General features: G+C 35.2%; 16 protein-coding genes and 1 pseudogene. 9 read left to right on the forward strand and 8 right to left on the reverse strand.

The window, feature by feature from the left end; all coding sequences use genetic code 11:
* Nucleotides 1-80: 80 nt before the first annotated feature.
* Together TERY_RS34405 and TERY_RS03185 are read right to left on the reverse strand one after the other, a co-directional pair.
* Entirely contained in the window at nucleotides 81-236 is a 156-nt protein-coding gene (locus tag TERY_RS34405; RefSeq protein ID WP_196797209.1) for a hypothetical protein, read from the reverse strand.
* 551 nt (nucleotides 237-787) lie between these two features.
* Nucleotides 788-2,365, reverse strand: a pseudogene (locus TERY_RS03185) (photosystem II high light acclimation radical SAM protein).
* 432 nt (nucleotides 2,366-2,797) lie between these two features.
* On the opposite strand from TERY_RS03185, the gene TERY_RS03190 reads away from it, so the two are divergent.
* The 3 genes from TERY_RS03190 (at nucleotide 2,798) to TERY_RS03200 (ending at nucleotide 4,871) form a co-directional block, all read left to right on the forward strand.
* Complete coding sequence (locus tag TERY_RS03190; RefSeq protein WP_011610502.1) at nucleotides 2,798-3,166, forward strand: DUF1830 domain-containing protein; 369 nt, start codon at nucleotides 2,798-2,800, stop codon at nucleotides 3,164-3,166.
* A gap of 393 nt (nucleotides 3,167-3,559) precedes the next feature.
* Nucleotides 3,560-4,114: a hypothetical protein gene (locus tag TERY_RS03195; RefSeq protein ID WP_011610503.1), complete on the forward strand. Its 555-nt coding sequence runs from the start codon at nucleotides 3,560-3,562 to the stop codon at nucleotides 4,112-4,114.
* 7 nt (nucleotides 4,115-4,121) lie between these two features.
* Complete coding sequence (locus TERY_RS03200) at nucleotides 4,122-4,871, forward strand: ATP-binding cassette domain-containing protein (protein ID WP_011610504.1); 750 nt, start codon at nucleotides 4,122-4,124, stop codon at nucleotides 4,869-4,871.
* Between the two features lie 592 nt (nucleotides 4,872-5,463).
* Here the strand turns inward: TERY_RS03200 and TERY_RS03205 are convergent.
* Nucleotides 5,464-6,222 carry a winged helix-turn-helix domain-containing protein gene (locus TERY_RS03205; protein WP_011610505.1) on the reverse strand — a complete coding sequence of 253 codons (759 nt, stop codon included), beginning with the start codon at nucleotides 6,220-6,222 and terminating at the stop codon, nucleotides 5,464-5,466.
* Nucleotides 6,223-7,876: 1,654 nt separating this feature from the next.
* Between TERY_RS03205 and TERY_RS03210 the strand changes: the two genes are divergently transcribed.
* Nucleotides 7,877-8,128, forward strand: a complete 252-nt coding sequence (locus TERY_RS03210; protein WP_011610506.1) for a DUF6761 family protein — start codon at nucleotides 7,877-7,879, stop codon at nucleotides 8,126-8,128.
* Between the two features lie 955 nt (nucleotides 8,129-9,083).
* Here the strand turns inward: TERY_RS03210 and grxD are convergent.
* The 4 genes from grxD to TERY_RS03230 form a co-directional block, all read right to left on the reverse strand.
* Entirely contained in the window at nucleotides 9,084-9,419 is a 336-nt protein-coding gene (grxD, locus tag TERY_RS03215) for a Grx4 family monothiol glutaredoxin (RefSeq protein WP_011610507.1), read from the reverse strand.
* Between the two features lie 322 nt (nucleotides 9,420-9,741).
* Nucleotides 9,742-10,002: a BolA family protein gene (locus TERY_RS03220; RefSeq protein WP_044136349.1), complete on the reverse strand. Its 261-nt coding sequence runs from the start codon at nucleotides 10,000-10,002 to the stop codon at nucleotides 9,742-9,744.
* A gap of 33 nt (nucleotides 10,003-10,035) precedes the next feature.
* Nucleotides 10,036-10,737: a hypothetical protein gene (locus TERY_RS03225; protein WP_011610509.1), complete on the reverse strand. Its 702-nt coding sequence runs from the start codon at nucleotides 10,735-10,737 to the stop codon at nucleotides 10,036-10,038.
* Nucleotides 10,738-10,914: 177 nt separating this feature from the next.
* Entirely contained in the window at nucleotides 10,915-11,598 is a 684-nt protein-coding gene (locus TERY_RS03230; RefSeq protein WP_011610510.1) for an HAD-IA family hydrolase, read from the reverse strand.
* 1,171 nt (nucleotides 11,599-12,769) lie between these two features.
* On the opposite strand from TERY_RS03230, the gene TERY_RS03235 reads away from it, so the two are divergent.
* From TERY_RS03235 to zwf, 4 genes are all read left to right on the forward strand, one after another.
* Complete coding sequence (locus TERY_RS03235; protein ID WP_011610511.1) at nucleotides 12,770-13,063, forward strand: Dabb family protein; 294 nt, start codon at nucleotides 12,770-12,772, stop codon at nucleotides 13,061-13,063.
* 1,576 nt (nucleotides 13,064-14,639) lie between these two features.
* A complete protein-coding gene (gene fbp, locus TERY_RS03240) occupies nucleotides 14,640-15,704 on the forward strand; it encodes a class 1 fructose-bisphosphatase (RefSeq protein WP_011610512.1) in 1,065 nt (354 codons plus the stop codon).
* 196 nt (nucleotides 15,705-15,900) lie between these two features.
* Nucleotides 15,901-17,043, forward strand: coding sequence for a transaldolase (tal, locus tag TERY_RS03245; protein ID WP_011610513.1), 1,143 nt, complete (start codon nucleotides 15,901-15,903; stop codon nucleotides 17,041-17,043).
* A 349-nt stretch (nucleotides 17,044-17,392) separates the two neighbouring features.
* Entirely contained in the window at nucleotides 17,393-18,922 is a 1,530-nt protein-coding gene (zwf, locus tag TERY_RS03250) for a glucose-6-phosphate dehydrogenase (protein ID WP_011610514.1), read from the forward strand.
* A 71-nt stretch (nucleotides 18,923-18,993) separates the two neighbouring features.
* On the opposite strand, the gene TERY_RS36060 is transcribed toward zwf, so the two are convergent.
* On the reverse strand, nucleotides 18,994-19,116 hold the full coding sequence (locus tag TERY_RS36060; RefSeq protein WP_370496534.1) for a hypothetical protein: 123 nt from the start codon (nucleotides 19,114-19,116) through the stop codon (nucleotides 18,994-18,996).
* Between the two features lie 180 nt (nucleotides 19,117-19,296).
* Between TERY_RS36060 and opcA the strand changes: the two genes are divergently transcribed.
* A complete protein-coding gene (opcA, locus tag TERY_RS03255) occupies nucleotides 19,297-20,619 on the forward strand; it encodes a glucose-6-phosphate dehydrogenase assembly protein OpcA (RefSeq protein ID WP_011610515.1) in 1,323 nt (440 codons plus the stop codon).
* Nucleotides 20,620-21,195 lie beyond the last annotated feature (576 nt).

The following is a 21,195-nucleotide window of genomic DNA, read 5'->3' on the forward strand; positions in this document are numbered from 1 at the left end:
AAAAGTCGCCCTAGAAGGGCGAAACTTTAAACCAAAATTTTCGGTGAGTTGAGAAATTTACTAATTTTTTGATACTTGCTCTAATCTGCATCTAACCAATTAGGTCCTTGATAAACATCTCCTTCAAAAGGACTTACACCAATCATTGGGTACATATCATCACTAGGACCAAAAATCCGACGAATAGCTTCTGAGATATAAACAACGGCCTTTTCCATAGATTTGAAAATACTCATAATTTTACCTCTTTTTGTAATTAAATTTGATACCTTTTATACTTAATATGAGTTTAGCTCATTCTTACCTAAATTGACTGTAGTTGTAACATTTATTTGAACCTTGTATTATTTCGTAATTATTTTACTGATGTTACGCAAAAATAGAATTAGTTATAGAATTAGTTGTTGATATAAAGCATCAGCTGTATAGTACATTTACTCAATAAAATTATATTTAAATCATCAGTTATAAACAAAATATTTTTGTAGAGACATTCCAGAGAATGTCCCTACTAAGGTCTACCTATAAAAAGCCGGGTGTGGTGTTTTTTGAATCAAGCTATAAAACCATTATTTAGCCAAACATTAAATATTTTTCAGCTAATAGTTAAAGGTTTTCGTCCATCGCCGACATAAAATGCTACAGGATATCAAAGGTTAATTATCCCCATAATAGAAAAATGATCAGCAAAATTAAGACCCCCAACTATCTCCGTAGTTAACTAACATAAAAATCTCAGGGTAGTTAGCAAATTTCCCAATCATAAAATTTAGTTTGTGCAGAGAATTTAAAATTTGACTTCTAACTTCTTAATTTGAGGCTCATTTTTAATAGGCGCACTTAAACCTTCACTAAGTTTAGAACAACCTAATTTTTCTTCTAAAATATCCATAACTTCACGACCAAAATCATTAGGGTTTCTTTGCCAAACCTCCATACAAACCTCACCAAAAAATGCACCTAAAAGTTCTGAGTTCCATAACAACTTTCTCGCTGTCCAAGGTATTAAACTTATAGGGTCATATCCAGGACTCAATATTTATTTTGAGAAAGCATAATCTTCTAAATGAGTATGAGGTTGTAACCCTATAAAAAAAATAGCAGGTTCTACTTTATCAGCTCCAAAAATTTTCTCTAGTTCTCTATGATAAGCAATAGTTTACCTAATTGTTTCATAGGTTTCATCAATTACATTAAACGAGTAATTAACTGAAACTAAATCATTAAAACCAGCAGCTTTTAAATTTCGACAATTTTCCCAAACCACCCGCAAGTTATAACCCATCCGCATTTTTCTAACAAGTTCTTGAGAACCACTGATAATACCAACTTCAAAATAATTCATCCCAGTTTTTGCCATTAACTCCCACAACTTCGGAGTAAGATATCCGCACGAATATATGCTGCCCAGTGAATATCATTCAGCCCTGCATCAAGGATTTTTTCTAATAACTCCACAGCATCATTAATATACTTCCGAGCCGGAATAAACTGAGCATCAGTAAACCAGAAATTACGAATACCACGATCATATAGTTGCTTCATTTCTGCAACTACCTCATCAGCAGAGTTGATACGGACTTGTTTACCTTCAATAACTGTATAGATGCAGTAACAACAGTTATGGGGGCAACCGCGTTTTGTTTGTACTCCAATATAGAAGTCTCGGTCTTGGAGATAATATATAAACTCTGGTCAGATACTATTGATATAGTGATACTCACAAGCAGTTTTCTCAATATAAGTAGGTTGTTCATGGATCATCCGATCACGGGGTAATGTTTCCCCTACCACATAACATCGTTGATCTCTAAAATCTTCTCCTCAAACAATTTAGTCTTTCTAACAAGACCTCTCCTTCCCCACAGATACAATAGTACTAGTGGGTAAGCTACGGCCCAGTTGTTCGTAAAAACACTTACTGCTCCACCAACTACTACTACACGAGCTTCTGGTCGATAAGCTTGAGCTCTTTTTAGACCCTGTTTAATTAGTCCTATATTGCGCCAAAGCTCTGTGTAATAGGAAGTAGCTAACCGTAGACCTCCTACTGCACTCCTAAGTTTAATTAGGGGGTTTTTTCCATAATAAAACTCAAAAGCATTTTGCAGAGGGTTTCCTCCACGGCCCCCGACAGGTGCATAGATCTCGATATCTCTCCAGGAGAATACTAATAGGTTTGGCTTGAATTTATCAATACAGTGATTTAAAGCTGTTCTTTAGCTAGAGGTGGTACGGCACCCACATCAAATATCTTTTGTTCTACTTCTGGGAAGAGTTTGTGGACATTATTTGCTAAATACACAACTCCGATAGGAAAAATGGGATTACATGGGAGCCGAACATAAAGAATTTTATTTTCCATAATGTCTTTGTGATACAAGGTTGTGTAAATCCTTTTTTAAGAAAGATTGTTAGTCTGTCAGAGTCATTTAGTTTTAATCTTAAACTTTCTTAAAATTTCGATCTGCAATCTTAAATAATGTTAGTTAATGAGGACAGTCATTTTTATTTTTTTCTATTCCTTACTCCCTGATGCCTAGCCTCTACTGGAAAAAATATTTACAATAGCAAGCACTAGTTTGTAAGATATTAACGTTTTTTAAAAAAAAATTAATGTTTTTGATCTCCTTTTCCAACTAGATATTTACTTAGTTGATATAGAGATTTATCTTGACCATTGAATGAAAAACTTTAAACTTAAGTATTCAAAATTACAACTCATAGAGTTCAGTTAATGTTAAGCTATCTGAATAATTAAATAACTGTATAAACAAAAAACTTTTGATAGATTAATATGGCACAAATTCTTGATCCCCTACCATCTAAAAGCTCCAATCCAATTATCTGTTGTTACATAAATGCCACAAGTCAAATCCAGATAGCTAAAATTAGTAATATACCTAATTGGTATTTTGAAAGAGTTGTATTTCCAGGTCAACGTTTAGTATTTGAATCAGTTATTGGTGCTTTAATGGAGGTTCACACAGGAGCATTGGCCAGCTCTATCTTGTCAGATACAATACCTTGCGATCGCCTACAAATAAATGAAAGTCCTTATTCTTCAATTTGTGAAACTAAGAATTCTGTAGCAAGATCAGTCAATTTATCTCCAAGACTAACCTCTCCTTCAAAATCAAGACAAGTTTTGAGTAGAGTAGATTAATTACCTTAAGCTCCCAAGAGTTAAATTAAAAACTATGAGGATAAATCAACTTAATTATAGTCTAAATATAAGCTTAAAAAAGTTGATTTACTAGATAATTAAAACTCCAAACAAATGGAGTTGTTTTTGTGTTTCGTATTTCCATAAACCTTAGAGAGAATATGATAGTAATTACTCATTTTCTCTCTATAATTCCTGACAATTTTTGGATAAAATGAATAGATCTTATGTCAAAGTAAATATTACTAAATAAAAACATTTTTCCTTTGCTTTGATTTGTTCATATCCATTTACCAGGACGGTAAAAGACTACCTCCTCAGAAATTATCAAACAAAATTTTAGTTCAAACTAGGTATAATTTTATTATGGTTAATTAGGCGTATTTATTCAGTATGATTGAAAATCAAGACTCAGAAACACTTGTATTTAAAATTTCTCCTCTGATAAAACTAACTCTTTTAAGCTTATATGTTGCATTAACTGTACCTTTGCCTTTTTTATCTCAAGCCACAAATGCGCCAGTACCCCCTTTTATTTTAGTAATAGGACTAACAATAGGAGCGATAGCATTATATGGAGCTCTAGCAGAAAGAGTAATAGTAAATGGTCAAGGAATTCAAGTATCCTATCCAGCTTGGGTACCAGACCTCTTTCGCAAAGGTTGGTATTTACCTTGGACAGAAATAAAAGCTCTCAAACCTCGGACTACAGGCCAAGGTGGTCTAGTCTACTATTTTTTGAATAACTCTGAAGAAGGTTATTTGTTGCCCATGCGAGTAGTGGGTTTTGCCAAATTAGTTCGGATAGTAGAAACTTACACTGGTATAGATACAACTGATGTACGTCCTCTATCACAACCTTGGATGTATTTTATTTTATTGGGTTGTACCATACTTTTACTATTAGTAGATGCTTGGACGATCTTTAATGCAGTTGCAATTTCCTAGCTAAAAAATGGAACAGCAGCAGTCTCAACTATATCTAGAAAAAGTAAGTTTAACCGCCCCAGTTAGCTCCCTGTATTTACTTAAAAATATTTCTTTTGCTGTAGAAAAAGGTGCTCGGGTTGCGATAGTAGGAGCTTCTGGAGCGGGTAAGACATCTTTGTTACGACTATTAAATAAATTGAGTTCTCCTACTTCTGGTTATATCTATTTAGATAATCAAGAGTACTGCAAAATACCTATAGTTCAACTACGAAAAGAAGTAACTATGGTATTACAGGAGTCAAAACTTTTGGGAATGCCAGTAGTAGAAGCGATCGCTTATCCTTTAAAACTTAGAGGACTAAAACAAGCAGAAATTGAGCAAAGGTGCGAACATTGGATACAGCAGTTAAATATTCCTGAATCTTGGTTATCCATGTCTGAATTACAACTTTCAATGGGGCAAAGACAGTTAGTAGCGATCGCTCGTGCTGCTGTAATTAAACCTAAAATTCTTTTATTGGATGAACCAACCTCAGCCCTAGATCTTGGTAATGCTAATCGAGTTATACAAGTATTAGCAAAATATGCAGAAAGTGGAGTAACAGTAATTATAGCAACTACTCAAACACATTTAGCCCAACAGTTTTGTCAAAAGCTAGTATATCTAGAACAAGGAGTATTAATTGAAGATGCCCCTAATAGTAAAGTTAATTGGGTTGAATTGCATCATCATATCATCCAAACACAAGCTCAAGAAACTGAAGAGTGGAGTTAAAGAAGTCGTCACTACTTAGCACTCGACACTCAACAGGAGCATTTTCTTATACCTGAACCAATATTAAGCTGTTGAGCATTCAAAGCATATCTACAATTTTTCTCAAAAATAATCTTGAAACAACAGATAATAGGAAATATAAAACCTAAATAATTTTTAGTTGAAACCGCCCCAGCAACTCAGCTCTCCCAACCATATAATCATATAATAATTAGGTCTTACTGATTAATTCTCAAAGCATTGACACAAATTATGTTTGAGGCAAATTTCGGTTTTTCTAAAAGTACCAGAAGTTAGTCACCTCAAACTCATGCATAGAAATGCATTTGAGGCACTCCCATACCAGAGGGAAGCAAGAGAAAAATATATCCAACTACCTCCTCTATAAAATCCTTGTTCCGACCTAAGTCCCTTCCATGGAAAGTACCTACCCACAAAAGAAAATAATTATTCAACCAGACTTGATCTAAAAGAACTTCAACCCATCCTAAAACATTAGTGGCAACAGCGGTATATTTTTACCCAAAGTAGCTCAAAGCTATTAACCCAGTTTCGACCCAAAAGGCTAACTGAGCTAAAAGTTGATAGAATATTAAGCTGGTGCAACTTTTTGAGGTTGTTGATAGCTCTTCTGATAATTATTATTCCATTGATCTATAGTTAAAATTTCTCTATTAAATCTATAACCAACATTTCTAACTGTCTGAATTAGACTAGGTTGACGGGGGTCAATTTCAATTTTTTTCCGCAGAGATAGTACATGAGTATCTATAGTACGAGGATTATCTATAGAATCTGGCCATCCTCTGTGCAGTAATTCTGAACGACTTAGGGGTATTCCTTCTGCTTGAGCTAACACATAAAGAAGATTAAATTCTTGTGGAGTTAAATCAATCAAATTACCCTTGAAGATAACTCTACGGTGTACCAAATCAATAATCAAATCACCATAATCTAAACTAATGGGTGGGGTAGAACTAATACTTCTGCGACGACGTAGTAGTGCTTCTATCCTAGCCATAAACTCTTGCATACCAAAAGGCTTTGTAATATAGTCATCCGCTCCTGACTTTAAGCCTGCCACAATATCAGCTTCAGTTTTGCGTGAGGATAACATTAAAATTAAACACTGTTGCTGTTGCTGAAGCCATTGGCAAAACTCAAAACTATTTCCATCTGGTAGATCAGTTTCCAGAATTACGAGACTTGGGCAATGAGCGTATATTAATTTTTTTGCATGATCAACATCTGCTGACTGATGAACCAAGTGTTTTGATTGCTGCAAATGCCAAGCAAGTAAGGAGCGCAGATGCACATTACCCTCTACAATTAAAATACAAGCATCTCCCACTTAAATAATTTCCTAATAGATTCTTCTTGAATATTACTAAGTATAAAAATAACATAAATTATTGTGGCGCTTTTGTAACAGAAGCTACTAAAAATCATGCACCTAAAATCTAGATAGATTGATTTCTAACTGTCTGAGTTGTATTAGCATAAAAATTGATTCTAGCCTGATATCCGTACTTAATTTTGCCGAAAAATTGAGCTTAAAGACTTGCCGATATGATGTGGGTAACCTTTTAGTTATTTTTTTGAGCGCGCTCAGTCAGAGACAAAAACGGATATTTAGACAACTAAGTGATCAGAAATTCGGTTGTTTAGTGAGCTGCTTTGACACCACAAACTACTCTTATAGTCTAATTATACTAAAATCAGTTAACCTTGATAAGTATATTTTGGTTAGTGTCTGGAGAATTGGAACGCTAATGGCCCCGATAATTTTTCAAGGGTACTGTAACAATTAATTAATCTTTGACATACTTCTCCGCGTAAACGCGGGGGGCAGATCCAGAAAGCAGAATTCAATATTCAACGAGTCAACTTAAATTAAATTGTGATTACTGTAACAATTAATTAATCTTTGACATACTTCTCCGCGTAAACGCGGGGGGCAGATCCAGAAAGCAGAATTCAATATTCAAGGAGTCAACTTAAATTAAATTGTGATTGCGGCATCTATCTAATCAATCGAATTTTTCTCTTCCCAAGGGCTTGCCCTTTTCCTTGATACTACTCCCGTATTCCTTAAAGTACACCTTCTTTCCTTAAAAAACTTATGTGTTCTGGTACTTGTTGTTTAGAACTTTTCTGACTATAAGCATTACAAATCTAATCTCATAACTCTAGTTAATAGTTTAATATGCCAACGCTACAATGAAATGGTCAGTCGCTTGTTTTGAGAGCAATTTGATAAGATATCCCTTATTTAAATAAGGCACAAAGTTCTCCCTAATAGAGTCCGGCTTTAAACCCCATTTTTTTTGTAAAATTTTGACCCGCTTCCAGCTCCCCGATCTCAAAAAGCAAGAGCCATTTTGGGAGCGAGTAAGGAAGTAAGTAGAAAAACTCAAGAGTAAATGCAAGTCCCCTTGTCAAGCAATCAAAAAAGCCTTCAAGATATTGTTCTAGCTATCCTTTACTTTGCTATATCTAAATAAAAAAGATAAATTTTTGTAACGAAACTAAACATTTCCATACATAAACTAATTAATATATTAAATGTTATGTCTTAATTTATATGTTTTCTTTCGGAAAACATAGGGACAAACTAATCTTGTATAGCAATCCTATCAGCAAGAGTGAAAGATTGAAGCTGTTTTAGGGTAGGTGCCATAAGGCACTAATACTGAAGGAACTAAAGTTATAACTATTTTTTAACAAGTCTAGTAACTTTACATAAGATTTAGGATTGCTACAGACATTTCAAGGACATCCGAAAATGGTGAAAAAATAGAGTGAAGTTAAACTTCAAGGATATAAAAACACGCCCATTCATATATATGTAAATGTTACTGTAACTTACAATACTAATGCTTAAATTAGTTGAAACTAACGTCGAAAAAAAGTAGTATAATTTGCATTAAAGAGAAAATAATATTAACCTAAAGTTAGGTTCTAATAACATTAAGATAACCATTTAGCTTGGGAACAGAAAAGTAATGTTAACTGACACTCTCACAATTCGTCACTATCAAAAACTAACCGACGCCCTCGTCGAAATGTGGAACCGTGGTTATCGCTATGAGGAAATGCGTATATATTTAGATGGCTACCTGGCATCTTTAAGAATCTCTAAAGCGATCGAACCATTTTTAATCAACAGATTGGAGGAAGAAACGACTCGCTACATGTATGACCCTTCAAATTTTGAAATACAATTACAAACTCAACCAGAATTAGATTTGTATTAAATTCTTAAGTCTAAGTAGGGTTTGCTGAAAAAATTTTTATAGGCGAGATTTGTTGTACGGAATTAGAAATAAGGAGGTACGGATAAATGACAATTACACAGGAGGTAGCAGTAAAAATTGTCCCCTGATTTTCGACCTAGGTATGCCTACTCGTCTGATCTATCCATAAACTTGATCCACCGAACTTCTGCTACTTTGAGAAATTCAACGTGTGGTTAAAGCATAATTTGCCTTAAGAATTAATCAGCCAGTCTTAAGTAAGTTTAATAGAGATAAAAAAATGAAGGGTACTTTATTATACCTTTCATTTTTTATCAATTTAGATCCTTAACATTCAATACCATGAGTGCTAAGAGTCGTTAACAATGGACAGCAAGATTAACCGGGTTCGGGGGAATCTCCCAATATCTACAAGAAAACCTGTAGATCCTTTTAAGCACTAGCTTTGCCTTGGATTTGCGGGGCTAATAGAGGTTTCAATTACTTAAGCATAGGCCAATGGTTGCTTATCAGGAATTCGGTTATGCCGTAGCCTAACTTTAACACCACAAGCTACTATATTTGTGGGGTTTTACCATTACCTATATAACTTGATAAGAGCTATCTCAATCTATATAAACTAATGGTTAATAAATATTAGTAAATCAACAATAGTTAATTAACCCCCTGGGCTGTTAGGTGCCAAGAAACAAACTAAACAAAGGGGAAGGTTTGATTTACGTTTCACAGGTTACTACAACCAACCCTAACAAACTTAATCAAGGTCCCCTCGGTTGGAGGGGAGCAAGACGAGTTAATTAAGGTTGCCTGATGGGTCAGTTTTTTGTCTCAGAATATCTGTCCGCGACTAATCAATTAACATACATAACATAATGTATTCAAAAAAGAACAACTAAGAAGCCACCTCCTTAGGGGCGAGATTTTAAACTCTATTTTTCGGTAAATGTTGAGATTTCTAGGAAGCTGAAGCAACTGCTAGTTTTTGCTCTAGCTCTTCTTTTTTATTGTTGTACATTTCAATCATCACATCAGAACCTCCCAAGAATTCTCCGTCGACGTAAACCTGAGGAATTGTAGGCCAATTAGAATACTCCTTGATCCCTGTACGAATATCTTGATTTTCTAATACATCACAAGTTTCATAGGTCACTCCTAAAATATTCAATATTTGAACTACATTATTAGAGAAACCACATTGAGGCATCAACTTATTACCTTTCATAAAAACCATAATTTTGTTTTTAGTAACTAAGTCATCAATTTTTGCTTTTAATTCTGGTGTGAGAGTCATATTTCTTTCCTCAAATAGATGATCATGGAAGCCATCGGCATTTACTATTTAGCTAGCCCTAATTTATAGTTGATATGCTTAAGTGATAGGCGATCGCTTTTTAACTAGAACTTACGCACCAAAACAGGTTGATCAAAGAAATTTCATAGTTTAAAAAAAAATAATCAGGATAATAAACCCGGTTTTTTGTTTAAGTACGTAAGTCCTATTAATTATAGAAAATATTAATTTGCCTGATGTTTAATAGCAAATTATAAGAATTAATTAATTATGGCTAATGTAGCCAAATAATCCTGTCTACCTTGTAACCCAAAAGCAAAAATTAAGCAGTTTGTCCTGCGGTTTTCCACTCTTCGGGAGTATAGGTTTTTAAAGCTAAAGCATGGATAGCTTCAGAAGCCATTGGTTCTTTTACAGCGGCATAAACCATTTGATGTTGTTTTACCAGAGTTTTCCCTTCAAACTCAGAGGAAACAACAATAGCCTGTAAATGGTCGCCACCCCCTGTTAAATCTTGGACTTCTACCTGAGCATCTGGCAACTTAGCTTTAATCATTGACTCAACTTGCTCTAAATTCATAATTTTTCCCCTAAGAAAGTACTGCTATTCTACATTTTAATTAAGAGACTGAGATGATGTTGGAGGTTGACCATCTCCAGAAGTTCTAGGATAAGGAATATCCACAAACCCTAGCTCTAGTAACTGCTGGTAAGCTTTTTTTCCCAAATCACGAGTCGGTTGCTGAGAGCTAATAATTTGAACCAGTAATGGTACTGCTAGTTCAGGTTGATTTTGGGCCCTGTGGACAAGGGCCAACTGATAAGTAGCTTGGTCTCTCATTTGGGCAGTTTCCAGAGCTTTAGTACGTTGGCCATCTGCTAAACGATTGTCAATACCAGAAAAACTAGCAGCTAATTGACTATGGAAATTAGAAAGTTGATTAAATATTTGACGAGCTTCTTGTAGTTTTTGGTTAGCTAAATCATAATTCTCGGAAGTAATAGCATTGTCAGCTTCCTTCATTAAACTTTGGCCTCCCTGGAGACTGAGAAGACTATTCTGTGGATCTAAAGGACGAGCATTTTCGGGTTGGGTAGGTTGTATTGGTTGAACTGGAATAGGAGATGATTTTTCTGGGTTTAGTTCAAGTTGGGTAAGTTGTATTGGTTGAACTGGAACAGGAGAAAATTTTTCTGAGTTTACACTTTCTGATGATTGAGCATTAAGTGGTTTTTGTAAAAGTGTGAAAGCTGCCACAATTGGAAGAGTAAAACCCAAGGTGAAGTAAATAAAACGAATATACTTATTAAATAGCATGATTATGTTAGTTGATTTATATAAATAAAAAACTATTTTTCACATATATTATCACTATTTTTAACGGTTACTGAAGCGCGGGTATAATTTTCGTGCTTAGGAATTAGGAAGTAGTTATAATTTATGTCTAGATTATGTAACAGCTATTTGAAAAATATATATTCTATAGTCTATAAGTTATGTTGATAAAAACGATGGTAGTTGCCACAAATGGGGTTGAAATTCTGTGAGGGAATTGAGAATTTGATGAGCAGAATGAAATAAGTTTTTATCCATGTCAGGATCGGGAACAACAACTACAGACATTCTAGCGGCTAAAGCAGCTTCCATACCTGCTAAAGAATCTTCAAATACTAAACATTTTTCTGGAGAAACTTCTAATTTTTGAGCGGCTATTAAGAATATATCTGGGGCTGGTTTTCCATGTTGGATATTGGGGTCATCTCCTACAACAATATAATCAAATAATTGGAACCATTCTTGATGATTTTTTGTTTTTAAATTAAATGGTTCACGGTAAGAACTGGTGGCTACAGCTTGAGGAATTTTATTTTGAGATAAATGTTGAGTAAGGCTAATTGCACCTGGCATTGGTTTGGCTTGAGGAAAGCGTTTATATGTGAGAAGATTTCTTTGCTGAAGATAATTTTCAGGAGTGATAGGTAGTTCTAATAGTTCTACAATTTTTCTGGCAGAATCAATAGATTTTCTGCCGGTAATTTTACATTTAATATGTTTGTCAAAAGTTTTGCCATAACGGCTTGTTACTTCTTGGTTTACTTGAGCATGAATTGATTCTGTATCTAGAAGTAAACCGTCTAAGTCGTAGATAATATGGGTTATTTTTGGGAAATCATTCATATGAATTTTTTGTCCTAAAAATTGATGGGTTAAAACAACTCAAATTGATACTATCAGGACTTACGTATCCAAACAAGAAACTGAGTTTATTGCCTTGATTATTTTTTTGCCCCAGATGGGTATAAGTCATTTGTCAAATCACATGAAGTCTAAAAAAATAGCTCTAACTCCTATTCTTTCTAACTCCTGCCTTCTAGTCGCCCATTTTTTTCTCTGTTCAGATAGGATTACTATATTCAGTTAATAAAACTTAGCATTTTGAGATAAAATATTGTACTTTTTTGAGACTTCACAAGAAGTTCATAGGAATTACTCAATAGTACTAATTGTAGTGGTCATGTCTAAAATAATGACACATTATGAACGATATAAAGTTGTTAGGGAATCAAAAGAAAAAATTCTCAAAATATTCAGGGTAAGCTTTTCAAGGTTTTAGGGTGTTGAAAAAAATAGAATCTTTAACTAATAAGGATTTTAGTCTTTTTTTCCTGAATTCCCAAAAAGTCTGATGTATGAATTAGGTTTAGCAATTTTTTTTTCGTACAGCTTGCTTGTTTGCTTACTATCTGACTGGTACTTGATTTTTATGCAAGTCCCTAAATACCTGGGCAAAATTATTTTTTCTAAGGATGAGCAGGGAGTAAGGATCACTCTGTCAGAAAGAGTAGAGAATTTGCATTCTCAAATTTGGCGATCGCCGAGCTGTTAACAAATTAGAATTTTCAGTTTCTCTTAAAATAGCTTTAAGAATTCAGTTCTCATGGAACCTCTGGAAAAATGCTGGGAGAGGGAAGGGCGGGGCAAAGATTTAAGAACCTTTTGTGGAAATGTCTATTTATCAGTTATCAGTCGTCGTAGAAAGAATTAAAGCGATCGCCTACTATGAGCCAAACTCAACCCATAAATTTATTTGGCACTGTAACAAAATCTTTAATCCAATAAAGTAAGCATTCATTAGCATCAAACTCACCTCTTAAATTAGTAATCGCTGCACCTCAATTTGTGTTATAATTTAAGAGAAGTTTATACCCCAAAATAAGGTATTAAGTCTCCTGCCCTTTTGAGGGGATGAAAAAAATATTCGATTCAGTATTTTAAGGATCTGACAATAGATGTCAGGACTGATGACTGATAATTGATAATTAATAACTAAAATGAGGGATTTATTTAGATGATAGTACATATAGTTTTATTTAAATGGAACTCAGATACTTCAACAGAAACTATTGCCTCGGTTATGTCTGCTTTGAGAGGAATGAAAGGGAAGGTTCCAGAAATAATTGATTTATCTTGTGGGGATAATTTCTCAGAATTGTCTCAAGGATTTCAAAATGGTTTAGTGGTTCAAGTTAAGGATAAAGCTGCTCTTGATGCTTATGCAAAAAATTCTATTCATCAACAAATTATTCAGACTTTGATTAAGCCAATTTTGGCAGATAAAATTACTATTGATTATGAAGTTTAATCAAATTACAATTGAGAAAATTATCCCTATATTTTAATAAAAAATTATGATTTTGAAACTTGGCATTAAGCATTCAGCTATCAGTTATTAACTCATGATCCCAGGAAGTAAGAATTAGTTGCTTAGGATCATAAAAAAATATTAATGAAATTGGTTTTAGCTGACCTTAGTAAATACATTTGCCTCGACAAAATTTAGCTTCAAATAATAGTTTAGGAGCTGTGGTAACAAATAGCCATCTGTTTAATATGCTTTAGGGGGGCTTAATTATCAGTTATCTCAAGTCTGCTTGCTTTAGAGTGTTTAAGAAACTGGGTTTATGGGAGCTAGATTTCATAGCAAATCAAGAAAAAACGTTACAATTTGACTATTTGGTTATTAGTACTCATGTATCTGAAACTTTAGGCTTTTAATGTCATTAAAAAAAGTACACAAATTATTACTACTAGAATGTGGGGAAAGGGAATAGATTTAAATTCATAAAACTTGCTCTTTACCATTCTCAAATATTACTTGACTGAAAGTTTAACTATTCTAAAAATTACTTAGGAAACACTATATTTAAAATATAGAAAAAAGATTATTTAAAACTTCAACCTAATCATCCCATGACTATTAGGAAAAATTACGGCATTTCACGTTCAGAAAATAGGTAATTTAACTAGTTTTGTGACTAAAACCATGGAAGCAAGGATGAACAAAGTCTGTAAATAGTGGAAAGATAGCAGGCGTTTAGACTAGTGAAACTTATCTACATTTTTTGGTAGTCCTGCATAGAGTGACATAGTATATGACGATCCTAAAATTCTGGGAAAAAAATAATGTTACTCTTTCATAGAATAATAATGGTATGCAGGAACAAAGAAGGTTTAGGATGGGGACAAGATGCTTCCACTGCCATACTTGACGACAAAAATAATACAGCTTATTACGTGTAATTGTGATATAATGGTTTCAGTAAATTAACTCAACAAGAATGAAAACTTAATCCCATACTTCCCCGAATTATTGAAAAAGCTAGTGCGACTGTACTTTATAAACTAGTAAATGCCCGCTTCAGATTTTACTAGCTTTACAATGCACTTTCACTGACTTCAAACTTATTTTTTATGCTTTTCAATACACTTAGATCTGTTCTACCTTCTGTTGTCGTACTAGCTTTTGCCAGTATGATTAAAGCCTAGCAAGTTTTACTCCTGGGTTCCAGAATTGTTGTAATAGTTAAAAATTCAGTAAAACTTTTTAGATCTTGTTTTTGTCTACATTATCAACAGGACTTACGGAAAGGCATCTCTGTATAGTGTGAATATCTGAAAGAATCACCAAAAATATATCATATATAGTGGTGCTGGATAAGTCCTGATCAATTGAATATCAAAGGCTAATAATATAATTTTTGACTTTTGACTTTTAAATGTTGACTTACGCAACTATATAAAGTTCATATTAAAGTTGAGCAACCTCTGACTGAAGCTAAAATAAAATAAATCTAAGAAATTCATATCTAAGAAGTAAAGTTCAAATATGAACAACTAGTCTATTGACTGGAGCTACTCAAGATGGAGAAACTACATATATGGTAAATACCCAAGCTCGGGAAGACCTCCACATTCGTCTGGAGGAAACACAGTTATTGGATCGTGACTGTACTACCTTATCACGTCATGTACTACAGCAACTTCATTTTTCACCGGATGCTCAAGATATAAGCTCCTTAATGAATAGAATAGGTTTGGCCGGGAAGTTAATCGCTCGTCGCCTAACTCGTGCTGGGCTATTAGAAGATACTTTAGGGTTTACTGGCACAGTTAATGTCCAGGGAGAGTCCGTCAAAAAGATGGATATCTATGCCAATGATGTATTTATCTCTGTATTTAAGCAAAGTGGCCTTGTCTGCCGCTTGGCATCTGAAGAGATGGAAAAACCTTATTATATTCCAGAAAATTGTCCAATTGGCCGCTATACTTTGCTTTATGACCCTCTGGATGGTTCTTCTAATCTAGATACAAATTTAAATGTGGGATCTATATTCTCAGTTCGCCAACAAGAAGGTAATGATGAAAATGGTTTAGCTCAAGATTTACTTCAAAATGGACATAAACAAATTGCTGCTGGTTATATTCTATATGGACCGAGCACAATGTTGGTATATTCAATAGGTCAAGGAGTACACGCATTTACTCTAGACCCGAGCCTAGGTGAGTTTATTCTTGTTAATGAGAATATTAAAATTCCAGAACATGGTCCGGTCTACAGTGTGAATGAGGGTAACTTTTGGCAGTGGGATGATAGTATGCGGGATTATATCCGCTATGTTCATCGCCATGAGGGTTATACTGCTCGTTATGGTGGCGCATTAGTGGGAGATTTCCATAGAATTTTATATCAAGGTGGGGTATTTTTGTACCCAGGTACAGTTAAAAAGCCAGAAGGAAAATTACGTCTGTTATATGAATCAGCTCCAATGGGTTATCTAGTGGAACAAGCAGGTGGGAGAGCTAGCACAGGAACTGAAGAAATATTAGATGTAGTAGCAGATCAACTGCATCAACGGACGCCATTGATTATTGGTAGTAAGGAAGATGTGGCGCTTGTTGAGTCTTTTATTAAAGAACAAAAACGCATTTCTAATCAAGGTTAATAGCTTGAATTAGGTTATAGATTGAAAGTTGTTGTCAGCATAAATTGTGATTGCACATAGACTTTACTACTCTTAAGAATAATAGTAAATAAATTTTGAATATCTGCTGAAGCAGATAATATTTGTTATTCTTAAGAAGTATCTAAAAGTACAAAAAACTCCGAAAAAACATAGTACAAATTAAGTTAATATAGCTATGGTAACTAATCATTTGCTGGAAATCGAAAACCTAGGACAGAGTATCTGGATGGATAATCTGAGTCGCAATATAATTGAGTCTGGAGAACTCAAGAGCATGATTGGCAAGAAAGGAATTCGTGGCATTACTTCTAATCCTGCGATCTTTGAAAAGGCGATCGCTGGTAATGCTATCTATGATGCAGATATTGAAGCTGGCATCAAGGCTAGTAAGTCAGTGATTGAAATATACGAATCTCTTGTGTTTAAGGATATTCGTGATGCTTGTGATATATTTATGCCAGTGTATGAAGAGACTAAAGGGTTGGATGGTTATATTAGTATAGAGGTACCACCAACTATTGCTAAAGATACAGAAAGTACTATCAGCGAAGCAATTCGTTATTACACGGCTATCGGTCGCGAAAATCTAATGATTAAAATTCCTGGTACTCCAGAAGGTTTACCAGCTGTGACGCGAGTGATTAGTGAGGGGATAAATGTAAATGTCACTTTACTGTTCTCTGTAGAAAGCTATATAAATACAGCTTGGGCTTATATTGAAGGTTTAGAAGCTAGAGCTGCTAAAGGAGAGGATATTGATAAGATAGCTTCTGTGGCAAGTTTTTTTCTAAGTCGCATTGATAGTAATATTGATGGTTTAATTGATGAAAAACTCAAGAAGGTAACAGATGAAACTGTTAAAGCAAAATTAGAAGCAGTTAAAGGAAAAGTAGCGATCGCTAATGCTAAAATCGCTTATCAAGAATACAAAAAAATTATTCAAAGCGATCGCTGGAAAGCTTTATCAGCAAAAGGAGCAAAAGAGCAAAGACTTTTATGGGCAAGCACTAGCACCAAAAATCCAGCCTACAGTGATGTCATGTATGTTGACGAATTAATTGGACCTAACACAGTCAATACCTTGCCCCCCCCAACGATAGATGCTTGTGCTGACCATTGTGATGTTGACAACCGAGTTGAGACCAACATTGAAGTGACAAAGGAGGTTATGGAGAATCTCAAAGATCCTGATATTAATATTAACATTGATCAAGTAATGGAGCAACTCCTAGTAGAAGGAATTGATAAATTTATCAAACCCTTTACTTCTCTAATCAATTCCTTAGAAGAAAAAGTTAAAAAATTAACGCCTGTTTGACTTTAAAAGAACTTGATATCATCAGTCATCGAAAAAAAGTTATACTTTGACTGATGATAAAAATAGGAATTAATGTAGTTAAAGATGCTGAATTATTGAATAATTCAACATAGGATAAATCATAGTAAATAAATAAATAGCTAAATTTTCAGACAGCAGATGCCAAGTTATCTGAGGTAATGTTCAATCCTCAAGTGTGCGAGAATATAGCTTTAGTGTGGTGATTATGACTGCTAGCACCCCACAGAGATAAAATTCGTTGCTATAAATCAAAAAAAAAGATACTTGGGCAAAAACAAAAGAGCTTCTATAGTAATCAATAGTAATCAATTAGAAGGAGTCAATATAGATGGTAGCAGTATTAGAAAATCCTCTGCGAGTTGGACTACAACAAGACCGGGTTCCAGAACCACAAATTATGATTATTTTTGGTGCATCCGGTGATCTAACCCAGAGAAAACTTGTTCCAGCATTATATCAAATGAAGCTAGAACGGAGACTTCCTCCTGAACTAACAATAGTGGGAGTTGCTCGCAGAGAATGGAGCCATGATTACTTCCGCGAACAAATGAAGATAGGTGTAGAAGAATTTGGTGGTGGCTTACAATCTGAAGAACTGTGGAATGATTTTGCTAAGGGGATTTTTTACTGCCCTGGTAATATAGATCAACCAGAAGATTATCAAAGACTCAAAAAACTTTTGAGTCAATTGGACGAAGAGAGAGGTACGCGAGGTAATCGCGTATTTTACTTGTCTGTAGCTCCCCGATACTTTGGAGAAGCAACCCAACAGTTAGGGGCAGCAGGAATGTTAGTTGATCCTAAAAAGCAAAGATTAGTAATTGAAAAACCCTTTGGTAGAGACCTCAGTTCAGCTCAGGTACTCAATAAAATTGTGCGTCAAGTTTGCCCCGAAGAGCAAATATACCGTATTGACCATTATCTAGGGAAAGAAACTGTTCAAAACTTAATGGTATTTAGATTTGCAAATGCTATTTTTGAACCTCTGTGGAACCGTCAATTTGTTGATAATGTCCAAATCACTGTTGCAGAAACGGTAGGGTTAGAAGGACGTGCTGGATATTATGAAACATCAGGTGCATTGCGGGACATGGTACAAAACCACCTGATGCAGCTATTCTCCCTGACAGCAATGGAACCTCCTAATTCTTTAGATGCTGACAGTATTCGCAATGAAAAAGTAAAAGTAGTTCAGGCAACCCGCCTAGCAAATTTAGAGCGTTTAGAATATTCAGCAATTCGTGGTCAGTATACACAGGGTTGGATGAAAGGTAAAAGTGTACCAGCTTATCGGGAAGAGGGAGGAGCAAATCCTAACTCTACAACACCTACGTATGCAGCACTGAAACTCAATATTGATAATTGGCGCTGGAAAGGGGTACCATTTTATTTGCGGACTGGCAAGCGAATGCCAAAAAAAGTCTCAGAAATTGCTATTCAGTTTAAAGAAGTACCGTTTCTGATGTTTCAGTCAGCGGCAAAACAAGCGAATCCTAATGTCTTGGCTTTACGCATCCAGCCTAATGAAGGGGTATCAATGCGTTTTGAAGTCAAAACACCAGGTAGTTCCCTGCGAACTCGCTCAGTAGATATGGATTTTCGTTACGATACTGCTTTTGGTAAGCCTAGTACAGATGCTTACAGTCGTTTGTTGGTTGACTGTATGTTAGGAGACCAAACCTTATTTACTCGTGGCGATGAAGTAGAAGCATCTTGGCGAGCATTAACACCAATACTTAGCATCTGGGATGCTCCTGCTCCACCAGAAGTCATACCTTTGTATGAAGCAGGCACCTGGGGGCCAGTTGAGGCTGAACTGTTGCTCAACCAAGATGGTCGTCGTTGGCGCCGACTTTGAATTAATTATCATTGATCCGGTTTTTACAGTAATGTCAAATAGGTTCGCTTATCCAAGGCTAACTACTGAAGTCAAAGTTGAACATTCTGCAAAAAAGACCTTTCTACGGTGAGGCACACCGAAAGTAATGCTTGGGGAGACACACCCTCTAGTTGTGTTGGAGAAATCTTACATGATTGTGTTTGGTGAGTCATTGAACCAAGAATTCCCGTTGCGAAGAGCGTGGGGAGTGTCAAATTAGAAGTGTTATAACCGGTTCAAGTTTTTACTTAAGAATTTCAAATTTTGTAGAAATTTTTTTAGGAAAAAGAAGCCGAAACAAACACCCGGTTTAACGCAAGCACCACAAAAGAACTAAGCATTTACGAAAAAAAATGAGTACAACACTTGTTGCCTTACAACAACCAAAAGATATCTCTCTGGGTGAAATTGAAGCAGAACTGAATAAAATCTGGCTCAGTCAAGGTGGAGGCAAGGCAACTCCAATTGCTACCAGAGCAGCAACTTTTAGTATGGTCATATATGAACCCGAAGAATTCCAGCAACTTTTAGCCGGTTTAGGATTCTATAAGGGTGAAATAGATGGTGTGAACGGAATAGTAGCTCGTGAAGCTATTAAGGAAGCTCAAAAAGCCTATAATTTACCAATCACAGGTAGAGTAGACTCTGAAACTCTTGCGAAGTTACGCTCAGAGTGGGCTACAAAGTCACTAGAAAATAGACAATTCCCTAATATAGATGTCAGGGGTTCTAGTGTTAGCGAAGTGATTGCAGCTCAAAATCCTTGTCGGGTTATTACGTTGTGTCCTACTTTCGGAGAAGATACAGGAGTAACAGCTCAAGTTTCTGCTTACTGCCCAGTTCAGAAAAAGCAGTCTTCACTAATTTGTTGTGAATATATTACCCTACATGGAACTAGAGAAGCACTGGAACGGGTGAGTGATGTAGTTACATCGTTAATGATTCCTGATCTACCAAAGTTTGTTTGGTGGAAGGCAACTCCCAACCGAGAACAGGAGCTTTTCCGTCGCCTATGCAAAACTAGCAACTGTATTATTCTAGATTCTTCTTATTTTAGTGATCCAGAATCAGAATTTCTCAAAATGCTGGAGTTGATTGAAAATAAAACCTATATTGCTGACTTAAATTGGCATCGTCTTTCTGCATGGCAAGAGTTAACTGCTGCCACTTTTGACCCGCCAGAGCGTCGTGCTTCTTTAGGTGAAATTGATACTATTACTCTTGATTATGAGAAAGGTAATGTATCTCAAGCGTTAATGTTTTTGGGCTGGTTTGCTAGTCGTCTTGATTGGCAACCTACAACTTATACTGAAACTGGTGGTGATTATGACATCATTCATATTAAGTTTATTGGTCCTAACAATAAAGAGATTTTAGCAGAGTTGGCAGCAATTTCTACTACTGACTATGGTGAAATACCTGGAGATTTAGTGGGCTTGCGTTTGGATTCTAGTAATCCTAGTGCAGATTGTTGTACTATTTTGTGTTCTGAAACTACTGGTTGTATGCGATTAGAGGCTGGTGGTAGTGCTCAATCTTGTCGTACAGAGCAAGTCAGTGCTTTAAGCGATCAGAAGGCGGAATATTTGATGGCTCAACAGTTACAACGTTGGGGACGAGAGGTTTTGTATGAAGATAGTTTAGCTGTAACTGTTGAAATTCTCAAATTGCGTTAATTTTGGCAAGACAAAATATCTAGTAAAATGAATATTTTCTAGGAAAAAAATGTAGATATGTTTCATAAAACATATCTACATTTTTGTTTGATTGCTGGGTCTTTTAACTGGCTATCAGCTTTTAGTATTTATATAGAATCTGGTTATATGGCGTTGCATTACTGCAGGATGATTTCTAATTAAGAAGAAAATTGTAATTTATGTGTTCAAAAAGAATTTATCACCGTTTAACTCCAAGCCAATGACTCTAAATACTCCTTCTTAAGCGATCGCTCCCTAATATTAGTTTTATAAATATTTGCTACCATTTATTGAGTAAGGGAGTAGGGAAGTAATATCATGCCTGGTAGCATCGTTGGTGAACAGATATGAGCTATATTGCTATGCCACGCTACTCTTCAAGCTTGTGATAAATTATTAGTAGACTACTAAGGAAAATAGGTGATATCTTGAATAAGTGAGCGCTATTTCATTATAGCAAGACTTGGATTTTGATTTTAACTTTGATTTGGACTTACTTATCTCTGAACTTGAGTTTTGGTTTCTTGTGCTTCTCACAGGTATATCGTACCCTAA

This window comes from Trichodesmium erythraeum IMS101 (assembly GCF_000014265.1).
Lineage (GTDB): Bacteria > Cyanobacteriota > Cyanobacteriia > Cyanobacteriales > Microcoleaceae > Trichodesmium > Trichodesmium erythraeum.

Bases quoted from the DNA above. Each gene is read 5' to 3' on its own strand.
- TERY_RS34405 (WP_196797209.1), bottom strand. From the start codon at position 236: ATGAGTATTTTCAAATCTATGGAAAAGGCCGTTGTTTATATCTCAGAA.
- TERY_RS03190 (WP_011610502.1), top strand. From the start codon at position 2,798: ATGGCACAAATTCTTGATCCCCTACCATCTAAAAGCTCCAATCCAATT.
- TERY_RS03195 (WP_011610503.1), top strand. From the start codon at position 3,560: ATGATTGAAAATCAAGACTCAGAAACACTTGTATTTAAAATTTCTCCT.
- TERY_RS03200 (WP_011610504.1), top strand. From the start codon at position 4,122: ATGGAACAGCAGCAGTCTCAACTATATCTAGAAAAAGTAAGTTTAACC.
- TERY_RS03210 (WP_011610506.1), top strand. From the start codon at position 7,877: ATGTTAACTGACACTCTCACAATTCGTCACTATCAAAAACTAACCGAC.
- grxD (WP_011610507.1), bottom strand. From the start codon at position 9,419: ATGACTCTCACACCAGAATTAAAAGCAAAAATTGATGACTTAGTTACT.
- TERY_RS03225 (WP_011610509.1), bottom strand. From the start codon at position 10,737: ATGCTATTTAATAAGTATATTCGTTTTATTTACTTCACCTTGGGTTTT.
- TERY_RS03230 (WP_011610510.1), bottom strand. From the start codon at position 11,598: ATGAATGATTTCCCAAAAATAACCCATATTATCTACGACTTAGACGGT.
- TERY_RS03235 (WP_011610511.1), top strand. From the start codon at position 12,770: ATGATAGTACATATAGTTTTATTTAAATGGAACTCAGATACTTCAACA.
- fbp (WP_011610512.1), top strand. From the start codon at position 14,640: ATGGTAAATACCCAAGCTCGGGAAGACCTCCACATTCGTCTGGAGGAA.
- tal (WP_011610513.1), top strand. From the start codon at position 15,901: ATGGTAACTAATCATTTGCTGGAAATCGAAAACCTAGGACAGAGTATC.
- zwf (WP_011610514.1), top strand. From the start codon at position 17,393: ATGGTAGCAGTATTAGAAAATCCTCTGCGAGTTGGACTACAACAAGAC.
- TERY_RS36060 (WP_370496534.1), bottom strand. From the start codon at position 19,116: ATGACTCACCAAACACAATCATGTAAGATTTCTCCAACACAACTAGAG.
- opcA (WP_011610515.1), top strand. From the start codon at position 19,297: ATGAGTACAACACTTGTTGCCTTACAACAACCAAAAGATATCTCTCTG.